The organism is Buchnera aphidicola (Chaitophorus viminalis), assembly GCF_026122795.1.
Classification (GTDB): Bacteria; Pseudomonadota; Gammaproteobacteria; order Enterobacterales; family Enterobacteriaceae; genus Buchnera_J; species Buchnera_J aphidicola_BK.
The window spans coordinates 17,713-37,315 of record NZ_JAIWQV010000002.1; the positions used below are offsets into that span (position 1 = coordinate 17,713).

Annotated in this window: 18 protein-coding genes and 1 tRNA gene; 13 read left to right on the plus strand and 6 right to left on the minus strand. The window is 20.6% G+C overall.

The window, feature by feature from the left end; all coding sequences use genetic code 11:
• Positions 1-7 precede the first annotated feature (7 nt).
• From hisD to gnd, 8 genes are all read left to right on the plus strand, one after another.
• Entirely contained in the window at positions 8-1,321 is a 1,314-nt protein-coding gene (gene hisD / locus LDP12_RS01310) for a histidinol dehydrogenase (RefSeq protein ID WP_265226578.1), read from the plus strand.
• On the plus strand, positions 1,314-2,381 hold the full coding sequence (hisC, locus tag LDP12_RS01315; protein ID WP_265226579.1) for a histidinol-phosphate transaminase: 1,068 nt from the start codon (positions 1,314-1,316) through the stop codon (positions 2,379-2,381). The genes hisD and hisC overlap by 8 nt, the downstream gene beginning before the upstream one ends.
• Positions 2,382-2,408: 27 nt before the next feature.
• Positions 2,409-3,476: a bifunctional histidinol-phosphatase/imidazoleglycerol-phosphate dehydratase HisB gene (gene hisB / locus LDP12_RS01320; RefSeq protein WP_265226580.1), complete on the plus strand. Its 1,068-nt coding sequence runs from the start codon at positions 2,409-2,411 to the stop codon at positions 3,474-3,476.
• Positions 3,476-4,075 carry an imidazole glycerol phosphate synthase subunit HisH gene (gene hisH, locus LDP12_RS01325; protein WP_265226581.1) on the plus strand — a complete coding sequence of 200 codons (600 nt, stop codon included), beginning with the start codon at positions 3,476-3,478 and terminating at the stop codon, positions 4,073-4,075. Before hisB ends, hisH begins: the two co-directional genes overlap by 1 nt.
• The gene (hisA, locus tag LDP12_RS01330) at positions 4,072-4,818 is read left to right on the plus strand and encodes a 1-(5-phosphoribosyl)-5-[(5-phosphoribosylamino)methylideneamino]imidazole-4-carboxamide isomerase (RefSeq protein WP_265226582.1); all 747 of its coding nucleotides are present in this window, start codon (positions 4,072-4,074) and stop codon (positions 4,816-4,818) included. Before hisH ends, hisA begins: the two co-directional genes overlap by 4 nt.
• The gene (hisF, locus tag LDP12_RS01335) at positions 4,788-5,564 is read left to right on the plus strand and encodes an imidazole glycerol phosphate synthase subunit HisF (protein WP_265226583.1); all 777 of its coding nucleotides are present in this window, start codon (positions 4,788-4,790) and stop codon (positions 5,562-5,564) included. The genes hisA and hisF overlap by 31 nt, the downstream gene beginning before the upstream one ends.
• On the plus strand, positions 5,558-6,172 hold the full coding sequence (hisIE, locus tag LDP12_RS01340) for a bifunctional phosphoribosyl-AMP cyclohydrolase/phosphoribosyl-ATP diphosphatase HisIE (RefSeq protein ID WP_265226584.1): 615 nt from the start codon (positions 5,558-5,560) through the stop codon (positions 6,170-6,172). Before hisF ends, hisIE begins: the two co-directional genes overlap by 7 nt.
• Positions 6,173-6,293: 121 nt before the next feature.
• The gene (gene gnd, locus LDP12_RS01345) at positions 6,294-7,709 is read left to right on the plus strand and encodes a decarboxylating NADP(+)-dependent phosphogluconate dehydrogenase (protein WP_265226585.1); all 1,416 of its coding nucleotides are present in this window, start codon (positions 6,294-6,296) and stop codon (positions 7,707-7,709) included.
• 185 nt (positions 7,710-7,894) lie between these two features.
• On the opposite strand, the gene leuA is transcribed toward gnd, so the two are convergent.
• The 4 genes from leuA to leuB form a co-directional block, all read right to left on the minus strand.
• Complete coding sequence (leuA, locus tag LDP12_RS01350; protein ID WP_265226586.1) at positions 7,895-9,427, minus strand: 2-isopropylmalate synthase; 1,533 nt, start codon at positions 9,425-9,427, stop codon at positions 7,895-7,897.
• A gap of 115 nt (positions 9,428-9,542) precedes the next feature.
• A complete protein-coding gene (gene leuD, locus LDP12_RS01355; protein ID WP_265226587.1) occupies positions 9,543-10,166 on the minus strand; it encodes a 3-isopropylmalate dehydratase small subunit in 624 nt (207 codons plus the stop codon).
• Positions 10,163-11,578: a 3-isopropylmalate dehydratase large subunit gene (gene leuC / locus LDP12_RS01360; RefSeq protein WP_265226588.1), complete on the minus strand. Its 1,416-nt coding sequence runs from the start codon at positions 11,576-11,578 to the stop codon at positions 10,163-10,165. The genes leuD and leuC overlap by 4 nt, the downstream gene beginning before the upstream one ends.
• A 2-nt stretch (positions 11,579-11,580) precedes the next feature.
• The gene (leuB, locus tag LDP12_RS01365; protein WP_265226589.1) at positions 11,581-12,672 is read right to left on the minus strand and encodes a 3-isopropylmalate dehydrogenase; all 1,092 of its coding nucleotides are present in this window, start codon (positions 12,670-12,672) and stop codon (positions 11,581-11,583) included.
• Positions 12,673-12,944: 272 nt separating this feature from the next.
• On the opposite strand from leuB, the gene dcd reads away from it, so the two are divergent.
• Both dcd and metG read left to right on the plus strand, forming a co-directional pair.
• Positions 12,945-13,526 (plus strand): dCTP deaminase, encoded by a 582-nt coding sequence (gene dcd, locus LDP12_RS01370; protein WP_265226590.1) that lies wholly within the window; start codon positions 12,945-12,947, stop codon positions 13,524-13,526.
• Positions 13,527-13,627: 101 nt separating this feature from the next.
• Positions 13,628-15,262, plus strand: coding sequence for a methionine--tRNA ligase (gene metG, locus LDP12_RS01375; RefSeq protein WP_265226591.1), 1,635 nt, complete (start codon positions 13,628-13,630; stop codon positions 15,260-15,262).
• 1 nt (position 15,263) lies between these two features.
• Here the strand turns inward: metG and tilS are convergent, their stop codons facing one another.
• A complete protein-coding gene (tilS, locus tag LDP12_RS01380; protein ID WP_265226592.1) occupies positions 15,264-16,586 on the minus strand; it encodes a tRNA lysidine(34) synthetase TilS in 1,323 nt (440 codons plus the stop codon).
• A 43-nt stretch (positions 16,587-16,629) separates the two neighbouring features.
• Positions 16,630-16,703, minus strand: a tRNA-Val gene (locus LDP12_RS01385).
• Positions 16,704-16,864: 161 nt separating this feature from the next.
• On the opposite strand from LDP12_RS01385, the gene LDP12_RS01390 reads away from it, so the two are divergent.
• The 3 genes from LDP12_RS01390 to tyrS all read left to right on the plus strand — a co-directional run bounded on the left by LDP12_RS01390 (position 16,865) and on the right by tyrS (position 19,590).
• A complete protein-coding gene (locus tag LDP12_RS01390; RefSeq protein WP_265226593.1) occupies positions 16,865-17,473 on the plus strand; it encodes a riboflavin synthase subunit alpha in 609 nt (202 codons plus the stop codon).
• A 134-nt stretch (positions 17,474-17,607) separates the two neighbouring features.
• Positions 17,608-18,240, plus strand: coding sequence for an endonuclease III (gene nth / locus LDP12_RS01395; RefSeq protein WP_265226594.1), 633 nt, complete (start codon positions 17,608-17,610; stop codon positions 18,238-18,240).
• A 69-nt stretch (positions 18,241-18,309) separates the two neighbouring features.
• Positions 18,310-19,590: a tyrosine--tRNA ligase gene (gene tyrS, locus LDP12_RS01400; RefSeq protein WP_265226595.1), complete on the plus strand. Its 1,281-nt coding sequence runs from the start codon at positions 18,310-18,312 to the stop codon at positions 19,588-19,590.
• The last annotated feature ends 13 nt before the right edge of the window (positions 19,591-19,603 follow it).

The window sequence follows — 19,603 nt, forward strand, 5'->3', positions numbered from 1 at the left end:
ATTTAATATGAATAATTTTAAGAATATTATTTTTTGGAAAAATTTATCTAAAAAAAAAAAAAAAAAAATATTAAGTAGACCTATTTTTCATGTAAATAAAAAAATTAAGAAGAATGTTTCTAATATTATAAAAAATGTAATTTTAAAGAAAGATGATGCATTGAAAAAATATTCTTTATTGTTTGATCAAGTACAATTAAATGATATTAAAGTTTCTATGGAAAAAATTAATACAGCAGATGAAAAAATTGACATAAATTTTAAAAAATGTATTAAACAAGCTATAAAAAATATTTATTCTTTTCATATTCAACAAAAATCAAAAAATTTAAATATTGAAACAATGCCTGGAGTTATATGTGAACACTTAATACAACCAATTGATTCTGTTGGTTTATATATTCCTGGTGGTTTATTTCCTCTTTTTTCTACTTTTTTAATGTTAGTAATACCTGCTAAAATTGCAGGATGTAAAAATATTTTTGTATGTTCACCTCCTCCTATATCAGAAAAAATATTATATATTGCTAAACTTTTTCAAATAAATAATATATATCAAGTAGGTGGCGCTCATGCAATTTCAGCTTTAGCTTTTGGTACTCAAAGTATTCCTAAAGTAGATAAAATATTTGGTCCTGGAAATGAATATGTAACTGAAGCTAAACGTCAATTAAACTCTTTTTCTCAAACTATTTCTATAGATATGTTAGCAGGTCCTTCTGAATTATTAATTATTGCTGATTTATCTTCAAATACTGATTTTATTGCATCTGATTTATTATCTCAAATCGAACATGGAAATAAATCTCAAGTGATTTTATTAACGGATTCAAAGGAAATAGCATGTTTAGTTATTAAAAAAATATATATTCAAATTAAGACTTTTAAAAATTCTATTTGTATAAAAAATTTTTTTAAAAAAAATTATATTATAGTAACTAAAAGTATTAAAGAATGTATTAAGATTTCTAATCAATATGCTCCTGAGCATTTAATCATTCAAACTAAAAATCCGCGTCAAGTTTTAAAAGAAATTAAAAATGCTGGTTCAATTTTTTTAGGATTATGGTCGCCTGAATCTGCAGGAGATTATGCTTCTGGAACAAATCATGTTTTACCGACTTATGGATTATCTAGAAGTTGTTCTGGTATTAGCGTATCTGATTTTTTAAAAAAAATTAGCGTACAAGAATTAACTCAAGATGGTTTTTTAAAATTAGCGCCCGTATTACAAAAATTATCTTTAGAAGAAAATATGTTAGCTCATAAAAATTCTATCGATGTTAGATTATCTTTATTAAGGAATAAAAAAAATGATTGATATTCATAAATTAGTTCGAAAAAATATTAAAAAATTAATACCATATCAATCAGCTAGAAGGATTAAAGGAAATGGAGATATTTGGTTAAATGCAAATGAATCACCTTTTGAACAACAAAAAAATTTTTTTTTTAATAATTTAAATAGATATCCTGATAAAGAATATAAATTATTGTTAAAATCTTATTCTAATTATACCAAAATTAGTTATAAAAATATTATAGCAACACGAGGTTCTGATGAAGCTATTGAACTATTAATTAAAGCTTTTTGTGAACCGAAAAAAGATTCTATTATGATTTTTCCACCTACATATGATATGTATCAAGTATATGCAAATATATTAAATGTAAAAGTTATTTCTATTTTACAATTAAAAAATTTTCAAATAGATTTAAAGAATTTAAAAAAATTTATAAAAAATACAAAATTAATTTATCTTTGTAATCCAAATAATCCTACTGGTACTTTAATTAATCATAAAGATATTATAGAAATTTTAAAATTTACTAAAAATAAATGTTTAGTTGTAATTGATGAAGCTTATATAGAATTTTGTTTTAAAAATACTGTTGTAGATTTAATGTGTAAGTTTGATCATTTAATTATTTTAAGAACTTTATCTAAAGCTTTTGGATTAGCTAGTATTAGATGTGGATTTATTCTTGCACATATAGAAGTTATTAACATAATAAAAAAAATTATTGCTCCTTATCCTTTGTCAACTCCTACTTTACAAATTGCTAGATTTTTTCTTTCTAAAAATAATCTTATATTATTAAAAAATAATATTTTAGAATTAAAAAAAAACAAAAAAATTTTAATACAAGAATTAAAAAAATTATTTTATGTTAAGAAAATTTTTTCTAGTTCAACAAATTTTATTTTGGTATTTTTTCATTCTTCTAAACAAGTTTTTAGTCAATTATTAAAATATAAAGTTGTAACTAGAGATCAAAATTTTAAAATTTTATTACAAAATTGTATTAGAATTTCAGTAGGAACATATAAAGAATGTATAAATTTAATAAATATTTTTAAAATTATTAAAATTAAATAATTATACTTAGTTTATGAGAATATTATAATGAATAAAAAATTTATATTTCTTGATAGAGATGGAACTTTAATTAAAGAACCTAAATTCGATTGTCAAATTGATTCTTTAAAAAAATTTCAATTAGAACCTAATGTGATTTCTGTTTTATTAAAATTAAGTAAGTTAAATTATAAATTTATTATGATTACAAATCAAGATGGATTAGGAAAAACTTTCTCTATACATGATTTTTATTTATATCATAATTTAATGCTTTCAATTTTTTCATCTCAAGGAATTTTTTTTAGTGATGTATTAATATGTCCTCATTTTATTCAAGATAATTGTGTATGTCGTAAACCAAAATTTTCTTTATTAAGAAATTGGATTATTAATAAAAAAAAAAAATTTATGAGAAAATGTTTTGTAATAGGTGATCGTGAATCTGATATGCAATTAGCTAAAAATATTGGAGCAATAGGTTTAAAATATGAAAGAAATAATTTAAATTGGAATGATATTTATAATAAAATTATATATAAAAATAGATTTGCTTATATACATAGAAAAACTCTTGAAACTAATGTTTATATTAAAATATTTTTAGATAAAAAGAGAAAAAATTTTATAAATACAGGAATATATTTTTTTAATCATATGTTAGAACAAATTTCTATACATTCAAATATTTCTTTTTATATTGATGCAAAAGGCGATATTGATATTGATGATCATCATATAGTTGAAGATGTTGCTATTACTTTAGGAAAATGTTTATCTAAATCTTTAAATAAAAAAAAAGGAATTAATAGATATGGATTTACATTACCTATGGATGAAAGTATTTCTTCATGTATTTTAGATATTTCTAATAGACCATATTTAAATTTTCAAGCGAAATTTAAATATCAAAAAGTAGGAGATTTAAGTACTGAAATGATCTATCATTTTTTTTATTCTTTAGTATATTCTATGAAAATTACTTTACATTTAAAATCTAAAGGTTTTAATGATCATCATTGTGCTGAAAGTTTATTTAAATCTTTTGGAAGAGCATTAGGGCAAGCTATTCAAATAAATGGATTTAATATACCTAGTTCTAAAGGTGTTTTATAATGAATATTGTTATCTTAGATCCTGGATTTTCTAATTTATCTTCTATTTATTGGGCAATAAAAAGACTAAAATATAATCCTGTGATTAGCGATAATCCTGACATAATTAGAAATTCTGATAAATTAATTTTTCCTGGAATTGGTACTCCACATGCTGTTATGAAAAATTTATTTAATAAAAAATTAATTAAAGTAATTCAAGAATATAAAAATCCTATTTTAGGTATTTGTTTAGGAATGCAATTATTTTTTCATTATAGTGAAGAAAGTAAAGATGTATTAATGTTAAATATTTTTAAAAATAAATGTATTTATAAATTTAATAATCAAATAATTTTACCTCATATGGGTTGGAATAAAGTTTATTTTAAAAAAAAACATCCATTATTTAAAAATATTTGTAATGGAGAATGGTTTTATTTTATTCATAGTTATATTTCATTAATTAGTTCTATTACTGTTGCAAAAACTTATTATGGTTCTTTTTTTAGTTCTGCAGTACAACAAGATAATTTTTTTGGAGTACAATTTCATCCAGAAAAATCTGGTTTAAAAGGTATGTATTTATTAAAAAATTTTTTAGAGATTAATATTTTATGATTATTCCATCTTTAGATTTTTATCAAGGTAAAATAGTACGTTTATATCAAGGAAACTATGATTTAAAAAAAATGTATATACAAGATTATTATACATATATACAAGATTGTATACAAAATAAAATAAAGAATATACATATAGTAGATTTAGATGGAGCAAAAAATTTTCATAATAAACAAAGTTTTTTATTAAAAGAAATACTTCAAATAAAAAATATTAATTTTCAAGTAGGTGGAGGTATTAGAAATAAACAAGATATTGAAAAATTATTTTCTTTAGGTGCAAAAAAAGTAGTAATTGGATCTGCTATTTTTGAAAAAAAAAATGAAGTAAAGCAATGGATTCAAGAGTATGGAAAAAATTCTATTGTTTTAGCTTTAGATGTTATAGTTCAAAATAATTTTACTGAAGTTATAATTTCAGGATGGAAGAAAAATACTGGAAAAGATATTAATGATATTTTAAGTGATTTTTATTTCACTGGTGTAAAAAATATATTATGTACAGATATTACGCAAGATGGTACTTTAAATGGTCCTAATATATCTTTATATGAAAGTTTGGTAAAAAAATATCCTCGTATGAATTTTCAATCATCTGGAGGGATTGGAAGGTTAAAAGATATAATAAATCTTAAAAAAATTGGAATTAAAGATATAATTATTGGAAAAGCTTTTTTAGAAAATAAATTTACTATGACTGAGGCTGTACAATGTTGGCAAAAAGAATTATTCCATGTTTAGATGTAAAAAATGGATTAGTAGTTAAAGGTGTTCAATTTAAAAATCATAGAATTATAGGAAATATATTATCTTTGGTAAAAAGATATATTCAAGAAGGAGCAGATGAATTAGTATTTTATGATATTTCTGCATCTGTTAAAAAAAAATTAGTAAATAAAAATTGGATTTCTATGATTGCTGAAGTAATTAATATTCCATTTTGCGTAGCTGGTGGAATTAAAACTCTTAAAGATGCAAAAGAGATTTTTAACTATGGTGCAGATAAAATTTCTATAAATTCTCATGCTATTAATAATCCTTCTTTAATAACTGAGATTGCAAATAATTTTGGAGTTCAAGCAGTTGTAGTTGGAATTGATTCTTATTTTCATAAAATTGAAAAAAAATATTTTGTTCACCAATACACTGGAGATTCTAAATATGAAAAAAAAACAGTTTTAGAAACTTCTAAATGGGTTAAAATTGTACAGAAATATGGCGCAGGTGAAATTGTTTTAAATTGTATGAATCAAGATGGAGTTAAAAATGGATATGATATTAAACAATTAAGAACAATAAGAAAAGTATGCAAAGTACCTTTAATTGCTTCTGGCGGAGCTGGACATATAAATCATTTTTATGATGTATTTAAATTTTCAGACGTAGATGGCGCTTTAGCAGCATCTATTTTTCATGATAATATCATTAATATTAATAAATTAAAAAAATTTTTATCTAGAAAAAACATTGAGATTAGAACATGTTAACTATTAATCAAATTTCCGAATTAAACTGGAAAAAAGTAAATCAATTAATTCCAATTATTGTACAAGATATATCTTCTAATGAAATTTTAATGCATGGATATGTAAATCAAGAATCACTATTAATTACATTAAAAAAAAAAAAAATAACTTTTTTTTCTAGAACTAAAAATCGTTTATGGACTAAAGGTGAAACTTCTAAAAATTATTTAAAAGTCATTAATATTATTCCTGATTGTGATAAAGATAGTTTATTAGCTTTGGTTCAACCTATAGGTAATACATGTCATTTAAATAACAAAAGTTGTTTCCAAAATAAAAAAAATATAAACATTTCTTTTATTTTAGAATTAGAACGTATTTTAAAAAATTATAAAAATAACAATAATAATACTTCATATACAAGTAATTTATATAAAAAAGGAATTAATAAAATTTCTCAAAAAATTGGAGAAGAAGCAGTAGAATTAGTAATTGCTGCAGTAAATCAAGATAAAAAAAATGTTTTCGAAGAATGTGCAGATTTAATGTATCATATATTAGTTTTATTTAGTTATATTGATATAAAATTTATTGATTTAATTAAAGTTTTAAAAAAAAGAAATACTTAAAAATTTTTAAATAAAATATTTATAAGTTTTTTAATTGTGTTTAATGTTATTTATATAACAATTCTATATAATTTTTTTTTCAAAAATAGTATATGTTTAAATTATATTTAGGAGAATTTGTATGTCTTTACAAAAAATTGGTGTAATAGGAATGGCAGTTATGGGAAAAAATTTAGCTTTAAATATAGAAAGTAAAGGATATACTGTTTCTATTTTTAATAGATCCAAAATAAAAACTAAAGAAGTAATATTAAATAATAAAAATAAAAATCTGATACCATTTTTTACAATTAAAGATTTTGTATTATCTTTAAATAGACCGAGAATAATTTTATTAATGGTACAGTCTGGAATAGCAACAGATTCCACTATTGAATCTATTATTCCTTATTTAGATTCAGAAGATATTTTAATTGATGGTGGTAATAGTTTTTATCAAGATACTATAAAACGTCATTCTTTATTACTTAAGAAGAAAATACATTTTTTTGGAGTAGGAATTTCTGGTGGTGAAGAAGGTGCATTGAAAGGTCCAGCAATTATGCCAGGTGGAAATAAAGTAGTTTATAAAAAAATATCTTCTTTATTTAAAAAAATTTCTGCAAAAACAAAAAATAATGAACCATGTGTTAGTTATATTGGAGTAGATGGTTCTGGTCATTATGTTAAAATGGTGCATAATGGAATTGAATATGGAGATATGCAATTAATTTCTGAATCTTATTTGATTTTAAAAAGATCTTTAAATTTAAATAACAAACAAATTTCTAAAATTTTTTCTAATTGGAATAAAGGTGAATTAAAAAGTTATTTAATTGAAATTACTAGAGATATTTTTTTAAAAAAAAATTCTTCTGGAAAATATTTAATAGATTTAATATTAGATAAAGCTAATAATAAAGGTACAGGAAAATGGACAAGTCAAAGTGCATTAAATTTAGGAGAACCTTTATCTTTAATCACACAATCTGTATTTTTTAGATATTTATCTTCTTTAAAAAATCAAAGATTAAAAGCTTCTAAAATTCTTTATGGCCCTAATTTTTGTGAAGATATTTATAACAAAGAAGACTTTATTGAAAATGTTAGACGTTCTTTATATTTTGGAAAAATTATTTCTTATGCTCAAGGATTTTCTCAGTTAAAAAAAGCTTCAAAAGTGTATAATTGGAATTTAAATTATTCTAAAATTGCAAAAATTTTTCGTGCAGGATGTATTATTAGAGCTGATTTTTTAAAAGAAATTATTTATGCGTATCAAAAAAATAATAATTTAGAAAATTTATTATTATCTTCATATTTTACAAAAATTTCTAATGAATATCAAAGATCTTTAAGACATATTGTATCTTATTCTGTAATGAATGGTATACCAATTCCAGCATTTTCTTCTGCAATTTCTTATTATGATTCTTATAGATCACCTATATTGCCAGCAAATTTATTACAAGCTCAAAGAGATTATTTTGGAGCTCATACTTATTCTAGAATTGATAAAAAAGGTATTTTTCATACAAATTGGACAAATAAAAAATAATTTTATATAAAAATTTAGATTATAATTTAAGATAAATTATTTTTCAAATAAAGATTAATTTAATAGTAATTTTTATATTTTTAAAATATTTTTAAAAATTTTTAATTATATTATGTTACTTATTCAGTAACCTTCTTAGAAAAATTTTATTATAATTCATCTAAGAAGGTTTTTAATTGAAAAGATTATATTTTTTTTTTGATTTGTTTAAATTTTAAAATGTTATTTAAAATATTAATTATACTTTCAACAGAAGCTTGTATAATGTCTTGTGATGTATAATTTCCATAAAATATTTCATTTTTATATTTAGCTATTATATTTACTTTTCCTAAAATTTTTTTATTTTTTTTTATAGATTTAATTTTAAATTTTTTAAGTAAAAATTTTATTTTAGTAATTTTTTTTAATGCTTTATATATTCCATAAATTATTCCATTTTTTGTATAAATTTTACTTTTATGCGTGATTGCATTATACAAAACTTGAATATAAATATTTGTTTTATTAACAGATTTTGAAGAAAAAGAGATATTTTTTAAAACAAGAGTATTTTTTTTTATAGAATATTTTTTTATAAAAGCTAGTTTTTGTAAATCATAATCAAAAATTTGACCTTTTTTATCAGCTAATATTAAAAATTTTTTATATAATTTTTTTAAGTTATAATCTTTTTCAGTATATCCCATTTCTTGCATTCTATTTTTAACTGCAGCTCTACCAGAACGAGATGTTAAATTAAATTTAATTTTTTTTAATCCAATATCTTTTGGAGACATGATTTCATAATTTTTTCTATTTTTTATAACTCCATCTTGATGAATACCAGAAGAATGAGCAAATGCATTTGAACCAATTATAGCTTTATTAATAGGAATAGAAATATTACATATTTTGCTAATAATTTTACTTGTTTGATAAATTTCTTTATGTTTTATTTCAGTAAAAAAATTTAACATTTTTTGTCTTGTTTTGATAGTCATTATTACTTCTTCTAATGCTGCATTTCCTGCTCTTTCACCAATTCCAGTTATTGTACCTTCAATTTGACGAGCTCCAGCTTGAATAGCAGAAATAGAATTACCTACAGCCATTCCCAAATCATTATGACAATGTACTGATATTATTGCTTGATCAATATTAGGAACACGTTTAAATAATTCTGAAATGATTTTACTGAATTCATTTGGAATAGTATATCCTACGGTATCTGGAATATTGATTGTTTTTACACCGTTTTTTATTAATGATTCTACAATTAAACATAAATTATCTATAGATGTTCTTCCAGCATCTTCACATGAAAATTCTATATCGTCAGTATATTTTTTAGCTAATTGAATAGATTTTATAGCCATATCTTGAATTTCTTGAAAATTTTTTTTTAATTTAGATTCTATATGTAATTTAGATGTTCCTAAAAATAAATGAATTCTAAAATGATTTAATTTAGACATTGCTTGTGCAGCAATTTTTATATCTTTTTCTATACATCTAGCTAAACTACATACAGTACTGTTTTTTATTTTTTTACAGATTTCTTGTACAGATTTAAAATCTCCTGGAGAAGATATGGGAAATCCAGCTTCTATAATATCAACATTCATTTTTTCTAAAGCTAAAGCAATTTCAATTTTTTCTTGAGTATTTAAACTAGATTGAAGAGATTGTTCTCCATCACGTAGAGTGGTATCAAAAATAATAATTTTGTCTTTCATTTTTTTTCTTATATAACATGTTATATTTATTAAATATGCAAATTCTTAAAGTATATAAAAAAGTAATTTTTTTAATTTAATTTTATATTTTAGAATTTTTTATTTTATATTTAAATTAAGAGTATAATTTTCTATTTTTTAAATATTTAGGTTGATTATTTTTTTCATAATTTATAATATTTTTAATATATTTAAGTGTTAAATCAATATTATCTAATCCATATAATAATTTTAGACGATATTTTTGATCAATTTTAAATATGTATTCTATATCTTGTATAATTATTTTATTTTTTATAAGATTAACTGTACATTTGTTGGTTTTTTCTTTTTCAATTAATAATATTATTTTTTGAATTTTTTTTTCAGGTAATTTAATTAATAATAAATTATTATTAATTGAATTATTATAAAAAATATCTGAAAATTTAGATGCAATAATTACTTTAAAACCATAATCTATTAAAGCCCATACTGCATGTTCTCTAGATGATCCACATCCAAAGTTTTTTCCTGTAATTAATATGCTTGAATTTTGATATATTTTTTTATTTAATATAAATTTTTTATTGGTTTTGTGTTTTTTATTATTTAAAAATCTCCAATTATAAAAAAGATTTTTTCCAAATCCAATTTTTGTAGTTTTTTTTAAAAATTGTTTGGGTATGATAATATCTGTGTCAATATTAATAATATTTATAGGAACAATAATTCCAGTATGTATAGTAAATTTTTTCATAAAATATTATTCTCACGATAAATTTTTCTAACATCTATAAAAAAACCAAATATTGCAGCTGCTGCAGCCATAGAAGGACTCATTAAATGTGTTCTTCCTCCTCTTCCTTGTCTACCTTCAAAGTTTCTATTACTAGTAGATGCACATCTTTCTTTATAATTTAATCGATCTTTATTCATTCCTAAACACATTGAACATCCTGGATTTCTCCATTCAAAACCAGATTTAATAAAGATTTTACTTAATCCCTCTTTTTCTGCTTGTATTTTTACTGAATTAGATCCTGGTACAATAATAGCTTTTACATTTGAATGTACTTTTTTATTTTTAACAATTTTAGCTACTTCTCTTAAATCTTCAATTCTAGAATTGGTACATGATCCTATAAAGACTTTATCAACAGTTATTTTTTTTAAATAAGAATTTTCTTTAATTCCCATATATTTAAAAGATTTTTTAGCTGTTTTTTGACTACTTTTATCTAAAAAATTTTTTATTTTCGGTGTTTTTTTATCAATAGAAATTATTTGATCTAAATTAGTTCCCCATGTAATTTGAGGTGCTAAAAAAGAGATATCTATATAAAAATTTTTATCAAAATAAGCATCTTTATCAGATTTTAATGTATTCCAATGTTTTATAGATTTTTCCCAATCTTTTCCTTTAGGTGAAAATTTTGTATTTTTTAAATAATTAAAAGTAGTTTGATCAGGTTGTATTAAACCAGATTTAGCACCCATTTCAATAGCCATATTACAAATTGTCATTCTTTCTTCCATAGTAAAATTTTTAATAATTTTACCACAAAATTCAATTACGTAACCTGAACCTCCTGATGATCCAATTTTTTTAATAATATATAAAATGATATCTTTGGCCATAATTCCTGGTTTTCGAATACCATTTATTTCAATTTTCATATTTTTAAATTTATTTTGTTGTATTGTTTGTGTAGCTAAAACATGTTCTACTTCTGATGTTCCTATTCCAAAAGATAAAGCTCCAAATGCTCCATTAGTAGATGTATGTGAATCTCCACAAACTACTGTCATTCCAGGTAATATCATACCTTGTTCAGGAGCAATCACATGAACAATTCCTTGTTTTTTATGTAATATATCATATAATGGTATATTTGAATTTTTACAATTTTTAATTAATTGTTTCATTTGTATTTCTGCTGTTTTTCCAGAATCAGAAATATCTTTTTTTAGAGTAGAAACATTATGATCCATTGTAGCAAAAGTTTTATCAGGTCTACGTACTTTTCTATTTTTTATTTTTAATTCATAAAATGCTTGTGGAGATGTTACCTCATGAATTAAATGTAAATCGATATATATAATAGATTCTTTATTTTTTGTTGGAATCAAATGAGAATCATATATTTTTTGATAAAGAGTTTTTTTCATATTTATAATTCCTCAAGAAATGATTTTACAATTTCATTACCCATTTTTTCAGTTGTTACAAAGTTTTTATCATTAGAAATATCATATGTTCTAAATCCTTTTAATAAAGTTTTATGTATTGCAAGATTAATTAAATTTGAAATAGAATTCATTTTAAAACTATGTTTAATTAACATAGATAAAGATAAAATTTGAGCAATAGGATTAGCAAGATTTTTTCCTTGAATATCAGGAGCAGTCCCTCCTGCTGGTTCATATAATCCAAAATTTTTTATGTTAAAACTTGCAGAAGGAAGCATTCCTATGGAACCAGTTAAAATTCCGCATTCATCTGAAATAACATCTCCAATTAAATTTGGACATAAAATAACATCAAATTGATATGGATTTTTAATTATTTGCATAACAGCGTTATCAAAATATAAATGAGATAAATGTACTTTAGGATATTTTTTAGAAATTTCGTTAATAGTTTTTCTCCATAGTTTAGACGTATATAAAACGTTTGCTTTATCTATTGAAGTGACTTTACATTTTCTTTTTAACGCTTCTTTAAAAGCTATTTTTGCAATTCTTTTAATTTCATATTTATGATAAATAGCAGTATCTATAGCGTAATGCATATTTTCTTTATGAATTTCTTGAGAAGGTTTTCCAAAATAAATACCTCCAGTAAGTTCTCGAATACATAAAATATCAAATCCATTTTTTATATTATTTGTTTTTAATGGAGATAAATAATTTAATTTTTTATATAAAATTGCAGGTCTTAAATTTACAAACAAATTAAAATATTTTCTAAGAGGTAATAAAGATGCAATCTCTGGTCTTTCTTTTGAAGGTAGTGTATCCCATTTTGGTCCTCCTACAGATCCTAATAATATAGCATCAGATTTTTTACATCCTAATAAAGTTTTTTTAGGTAATGCAGTACCATGTTTTTCAATAGCAATTCCTCCTATGTCATATTCTGAAGTTATGATGTTAATACAAAGTTTTGTTTGAAGTATTTTAATAATTTTATAAGTTTCTTGCATAACTTCTGGTCCAATTCCATCTCCTGGTAATATTGCTATTTTATATTTTTTATGCATATTTTTTTCCGTATAATATAATTTATAATCTTAATATTATTATTTAAATATGATTGATCGTATCATATAAATAAATAGTTTAAAACTTTTGAAAGATAACTTTTAAAAAAAAATTTATAAATAAAATAAATATTTTTTTATTTTTTTTTTATTGTAAAATAAATATTTAATTTCGTATAAAATTTTTATTAATATTTAAAATATTTTTGAGATATAATAATTTGATAAAGATGTTTTAACTAAAAATTTTTTATTTAAAAAGAGTATATAATATGAGATTATGTGATGAAGATATTAAAAAATGGATTTTAAAAAAAAAGTTAATTATTACTCCTACTCCTAATATGAAAAAAATTCATGGAGCAACTATTGATATACGTTTAAGTAATAAATTTAGAATTTTTAAAAAATCTCATGATGCTATTATAGATTTAAATAAATCTTCTGAAAATATTAAAAGTGTTTTAAAAAAAAATATTAGTGATGAAATTTGTATTGCTGATAATAAATCTTTTATTTTAAAACCAAAAAATTTTGCATTAGCCTTAACAATAGAAAAAATATCTATGCCTAATAATTTAGTTGGATGGTTAGATGGTCGTTCTTCTTTAGCTAGATTAGGATTAATGATTCATATGACTTCGCATAGAATTGATCCAGGTTGGAATGGAAAAATTGTTTTAGAATTATTTAATGCAGGAAATTTTATTTTAGCTCTAACTCCAGGGATGTTTATTGCAGCTTTAAGTTTTGAAATTTTATCTGGTTTTTCTAGTAAACCTTATAATTATAAAAATAGATCTAAATATTTTAATCAAGAAAGTATTATTTCTAGTTTGATATATAAAGAATAAAATTTTAAATATGTAATATAAATATTAAAAAAAATAGTTTATATAAGATATATTTTTTTATAAAAAATATTAATTTTATGTATATATTTGGAATCAATATTATGATTAAAAAAAATAAAAAAATTCTTGTTACTTGTGCTTTACCGTATGCTAATGGTCCGATACATATCGGGCACTTATTAGAACATATTCAAGCAGATATTTGGGTTAGATTTCATAGAATGAATAAAAAAATTGTTTTTTTTATTTGTGCAGATGATTCTCATGGTACTGCAATTATGTTAAAATCTAAATCGATGAATATTTGTCCAAAAGATTTAATAAAAATTGTTTTTAAAAAACATTTAAAAGATTTATTGAATTTTAATATTTCTTATGATAATTATTCACATACTCATAGTAAAGAAAATTTATATTATTCACAAAAAATCTTTTTAATATTAAAAAAACGAGGATTTATTAAAAAAAAAAAAATTTATCAATTATATGATTCTTTAGAAAAAATTTTTTTACCAGATAGATTAGTAAAAGGTATATGTCCTAAATGTTTTAACATTGATCAATATGGTGATCATTGTGAAAGTTGTGGATCTGTATATAATGCTAAAGATTTAATTAGTCCTAAATCACAAATTTCTGGATCTATTCCTATTTTAAAAAATTCTACTCATTTTTTTTTAAATTTACCTAATTTTGAAAAAAAATTAAAATTATGGATTAGTTCTGGTATTTTAAATAAAAATGTTGAAAATAAAACAAAAGAATGGTTTAAAAAAGGTTTAAAATTATGGGATATTTCTAGAGATTCTCCTTATTTTGGTTTTAATATTCCAGGATATAAAGATAAATATTTTTATGTGTGGTTAGATGCTCCAATATGTTATATTAGTACTTTTAAAAATCTTTGTTTAAAAAACAAAAAAATTAATTTTCAAGAATTTTGGAAAAGTTCTAAAAATACTGATTTATATCATTTTATAGGAAAAGATATAATTTATTTTCATAGTATCTTTTGGCCATCTATTTTAGAAGGAATAAATTTTAGAAAACCAACTAAAATTTTTGTACATGGACATGTTACTTTAAATAAAAAGAAAATGTCTAAATCAAAAAATAAATTAATTAAAGCGAGTACATGGTTAAAATTTTTTGATTCTGATAGTTTAAGATATTATTTTGCTTCAAAATTATCTGCTTCTATGAAAGATATTGAATTTGATTTAAAAGAATTTGTACATAAAATTAATTCAGATATAGTAAATAAAATTGTAAATCTTGCTTCTAGATGTTCTAGCTTTATAAATAATTACTTTAATAGTATGTTAAGCGATAAATTGTTAGATTTAAATTTATATAATGTTTTTTTAAAAAAAAATAAAAAAATTTTTAAATTATTTAAATCTAGAAAATATTCTTCTATAATATATATTATTGTTAAATATGCAGAAAAATCTAATTATTATATAAATGATGCGAAACCTTGGAATTTATTTAAAAATAATAAATATAATATACAAATACAATTAATTTGTACTATGGGAATAAATTTATTTCGTTTTTTAATAACTTGGTTAAAACCTATTATGCCGGATTTAAGTAATCGTGTAGAGCAATTTTTAAATATTAAACTTTCTTGGAAAAATTTAAATTTTCCATTATTAAATCATAAAATTTCTAAGTTTAATCATTTATATAATCGATTAAATCATTGTTCTTCTAAAATTTTTTATAAATAATTTATTCTTTTTTATGATTCCAGATAATAGATATTTTTTTACAATCTATATTGTATTTTTCTTGTGTAGAAAATATTCCAATTATAGAAATAAATTTATTATCATAAAATAAAAGTGGTGTTATTTTTCTTTTCCATGGAGGTATTTTGAATTTATTAAATATTTTTTTAATATTTTGTAATTTTTTTATATTTGTATTTATTTGAATTTTTTGATTAGTATAAAATCTAATATTTACTAGTTGTTGTTGTTTTGGTGCTTGAATATTTAAAACGTTGTTTTTATGTATTTTTTTTTTTATTTTTAGATATCCGTTTTTTTTTGGTAAAAATATTTTTTTTTTTATATTATGCCAAAATACAATATATTCTTGTATATTGTAAGTTTTTTTTAACCAAAATAATTTATTTTGATAATTCCAGATTTCATTTTTTTTAAATTCTATTCTTGGATTTTTTTTTTTTTTATTATGAATAACATTTTTTAAAATAGATTTTAAAAATTTTAATGTAGGCATCTGCATACCCTGTAGATTAATCCATTTTCTAATAATAAAATATTGAATATCTATGTCCATTTTTTTAATATTTTTAATATTTAAAATTTTTTTTTTTAATAAATTTTTTTTAAAAATAGGTTTAATAAATTTATTTAATAATTTATGTTCTGAATAAATTAATTTTGTAGTTCTTAAGCAATTTTTAAAAAAAAATTTCCATTTTTGATTGATTTGAGGAAGTATTTTATGTCTAAGAAAGTTTCTTTCATATGAAGTGTTTTGATTACTTTTATCTTCAATCCATTTTATTTTTTTATATTTTGCCCATATTTCTATTTCTTGCCTAGAAAAACTCAGTAATGGTCTTATTAAATAATTTTTAAAAAATTTTTTTTTATATGCTATTCCAGATAATCCTTTTGGACCGCTTCCTCTTTTAATTGCTAATAATAATGTTTCACATTGATCGTTTAAATTATGACCAGTTAATAATATTTCTTTTGATTGTAAGTTTTGTTTAAAAATTTTATAGCGTTTTTTTCTAGCTTCAGATTCAATGTTTTTATTTTTAGTATTTAATAAAATTTTTTTATATATAAATGGAATTTTATGTATTTGACAAATTTTTTGACAATGTAATCTCCATTTTTTAGATTCTGGATGAATTTGATGATCAATATGAATTGCACGAATTGTTATATTATTTTTTTTTTTTATTTCGATTAACTGGTATAATAAAACAGTTGAATCTATACCACCACTATAACCTAAGAGAAATTTTTTATATTTTATTATTTTTTTTTTAATTTTAATCACAAGAATCATTATACGAATATTTTTAGAAAATTTTTAGATTTTTAAAAAAATGTACGTTCGAGTGGACTTGAACCACTGACCACTACTATGTCATAGTAGTGCTCTAACCATCTGAGCTACGAACGTTTTTATTTTTTAATTTGATATTATCACATAGAAAAAAAATTTTACAACTTTTTTATATCATTTTATTTTAAATATAAATTTTTTATTTGTAAATAAAAAATTTTTATTTTTTATATTTATAAAAATTACTAATTTTTATAAAATTTTTTAAGGAGTATACATTGTTTACAGGTATTGTTCAAGGAACTGCAACTTTTTTATATATTAAAAAAATAAGTTCAATGTATTATGAATATTCTATTCAAATGCCAGATTTTTTATTAAAAAATATTCAAGTTGGAAATTCTATTTCAAATAATGGATGTTGTTTAACAGTTGTAAAAATTTATAAAAATATTGTTATATTTAATTTAATTCAAGAAACGTTTAAGAAAACTAATTTAAAATTTTTAAAAAAAGGAGATCAAATTAATGTCGAAAGAGCTTCTAAATTTGGTGATGAAATTGGAGGACATATAGTTTCTGGTCATATTATCACTACTGCTCAAATAATAAATAGTTTCAAAAAAGAAAATACTTGTACTTTTCTTTTAAAATTAAAAAAAAAAAAAATTATGAAATATATTTTTTATAAAGGTTTTATTTGTTTAGATGGTGTTAGTTTAACTGTTGGAAAAATTTTAGATAATAATTTTTATATACATATCATTCCAGAAACATTATTAAGTACTAATTTTTTTTATAAAGATATTAATTATTTTTGTAATGTTGAAATTGATGTTTTTTCTCAGACTATTGTTGATACTTGTATAAAATTTATGAAAAAATAGTTTTATAGTTAATAATATATTTTAAATTTTTGTAATAAATATTTTAAATAAAAATTTAATTTATTAAATTTTTATTTAAAATAATTTTATTATGTATTAATATTTTTATTTAAAAAAAAATATTTTATAAATTTATGAAAACAAAACAAAGACTTTTATTTTTATCATTGTTAAAAAAAAAATATAAATTAAAACGTAGTACAGAGCTTATTTTTTCTAATCCTTTTGAATTTTTAATAGCTGTCATATTATCTGCTCAAACACGAGATATAACTGTAAATAAAGTTACAAAAATTCTTTTTTCTATCGCAAATAGTCCTAAAAAAATACTTTCTTTAGGAAAAAATAAGTTATTAAATTTAATTAAAAATATTGGTCTTTATAAAACTAAAACTAAAAATTTAATTCAAACATGTAAAATTTTATTAAAAAAATATAATGGTAAAGTACCAAAAAATAGAATAGATTTAGAAAGTTTACCTGGCGTCGGAAGAAAAACTTCTAATGTTATATTAAATTTTATTTTTAATAAAAAAAAAATAGCTGTAGATACACATGTTTTTAGAGTATGTAATCGCACTGGATTTGCTGTAGGAAAAAATCCTCGATCAGTAGAACGCATATTATTAAAAGTAGTTCCAAATAATTATAAATTATACATTCATACTTGGTTTATATTACATGGTAAAATTTTTTGTCGGTCGAGAAAAATGCATTGTAAAATATGCATTTTAAAGAATTTATGCAAATTTTTTAAAAATCAATAATATTTGATATTAATTTATATTATTATAGATTTTTATAGATTTTTTTTTTTTACTTAGGAAAATTATTTTATGTTTAAAAAAAGTTTTTTTCATGAATTAAAAAATCGCAATTTAATAACTCAAATTACTAATTATAATAAAATTAAAGATATTCTAAAAAAAGAAAAAATTACTTTGTATTGTGGTTTTGATCCTACAGCTGATAGTTTACATGTAGGACATATTCTTCCTTTATTATATTTAAAAAGATTTCAATTAGAAGGACATACTCCAATTGTGATTATTGGAGGAGCTACTAGTTTAATAGGAGATCCAAGTTTTAGATCTGAAGAGCGTAAATTATTAAATTTATCTAACAATAATTTTACATGGATTAAGAACATAAAAAGTCAAATTTATAAATTTTTAGATTTTTCTAATATTTCAAATAAAGCAATTATTTTAAATAATTATCATTGGTTTAAAGAAATTAACATTCTTTCTTTTTTAAGAAACGTAGGTAAACATTTTTCTATTACTCAGATGATTAATAAAGAATCTGTTAAACAAAGAATTATGAGAGTTGATCAAGGAATTTCATTTACTGAATTTTCTTATAGCTTATTACAAGCTTATGATTTTTATTTTTTATATAAAAAATATAATGCTTGTCTACAGATTGGTGGATCTGATCAATGGGGTAATATAATTTCTGGAATTAATTTAATTCATTCTTTAAATAAATCTGAAGCATTTGGAATCACTTTTCCTTTATTAATAAAATCTGATGGTATTAAATTTGGAAAAAGCGGCACAAAAACTATTTGGTTAGATCCAAAAAAAACAACACCTTATGAATTTTATCAATTTTGGATTAATATCTCTGATCAGGAATTATATAATTATTTAAAATATTTTACTTTTCTTGATTTAAAAGAAATAGATAAAATAAAATGTTTAAAAAATAATAAAGTTAAATTTATAAAATTTAAAAAAAAATTAGCTAAAGATATGACAATTTTAATACATGGACAAGATAAATATCTTTTTGTAAAAAGAATTTCTACTTTGTTTTTTTCACATACTTTAGATGTTTTAACTGAAGAAAAATTAAATCAATTTAAAGATTATGGAGCTCCACATATTATTATAAAAAATTCTTTATATTCCATACAAGAAATATTAGTTTTATCTAATTTAGCTAGTTCTAATCGACAAGCAAGAAATTTAATTTCTTCAAATTCTATTTCTATAAATTATAAAAAAATTAATATTTTAAATTACTTTCTTTTAGATTCAGATAAATTATTTAATAAATATACAATAATTACTAAAGGAAAAAAAAATTTTTGTTTAATAATATGGATATAACTATATTAAATTT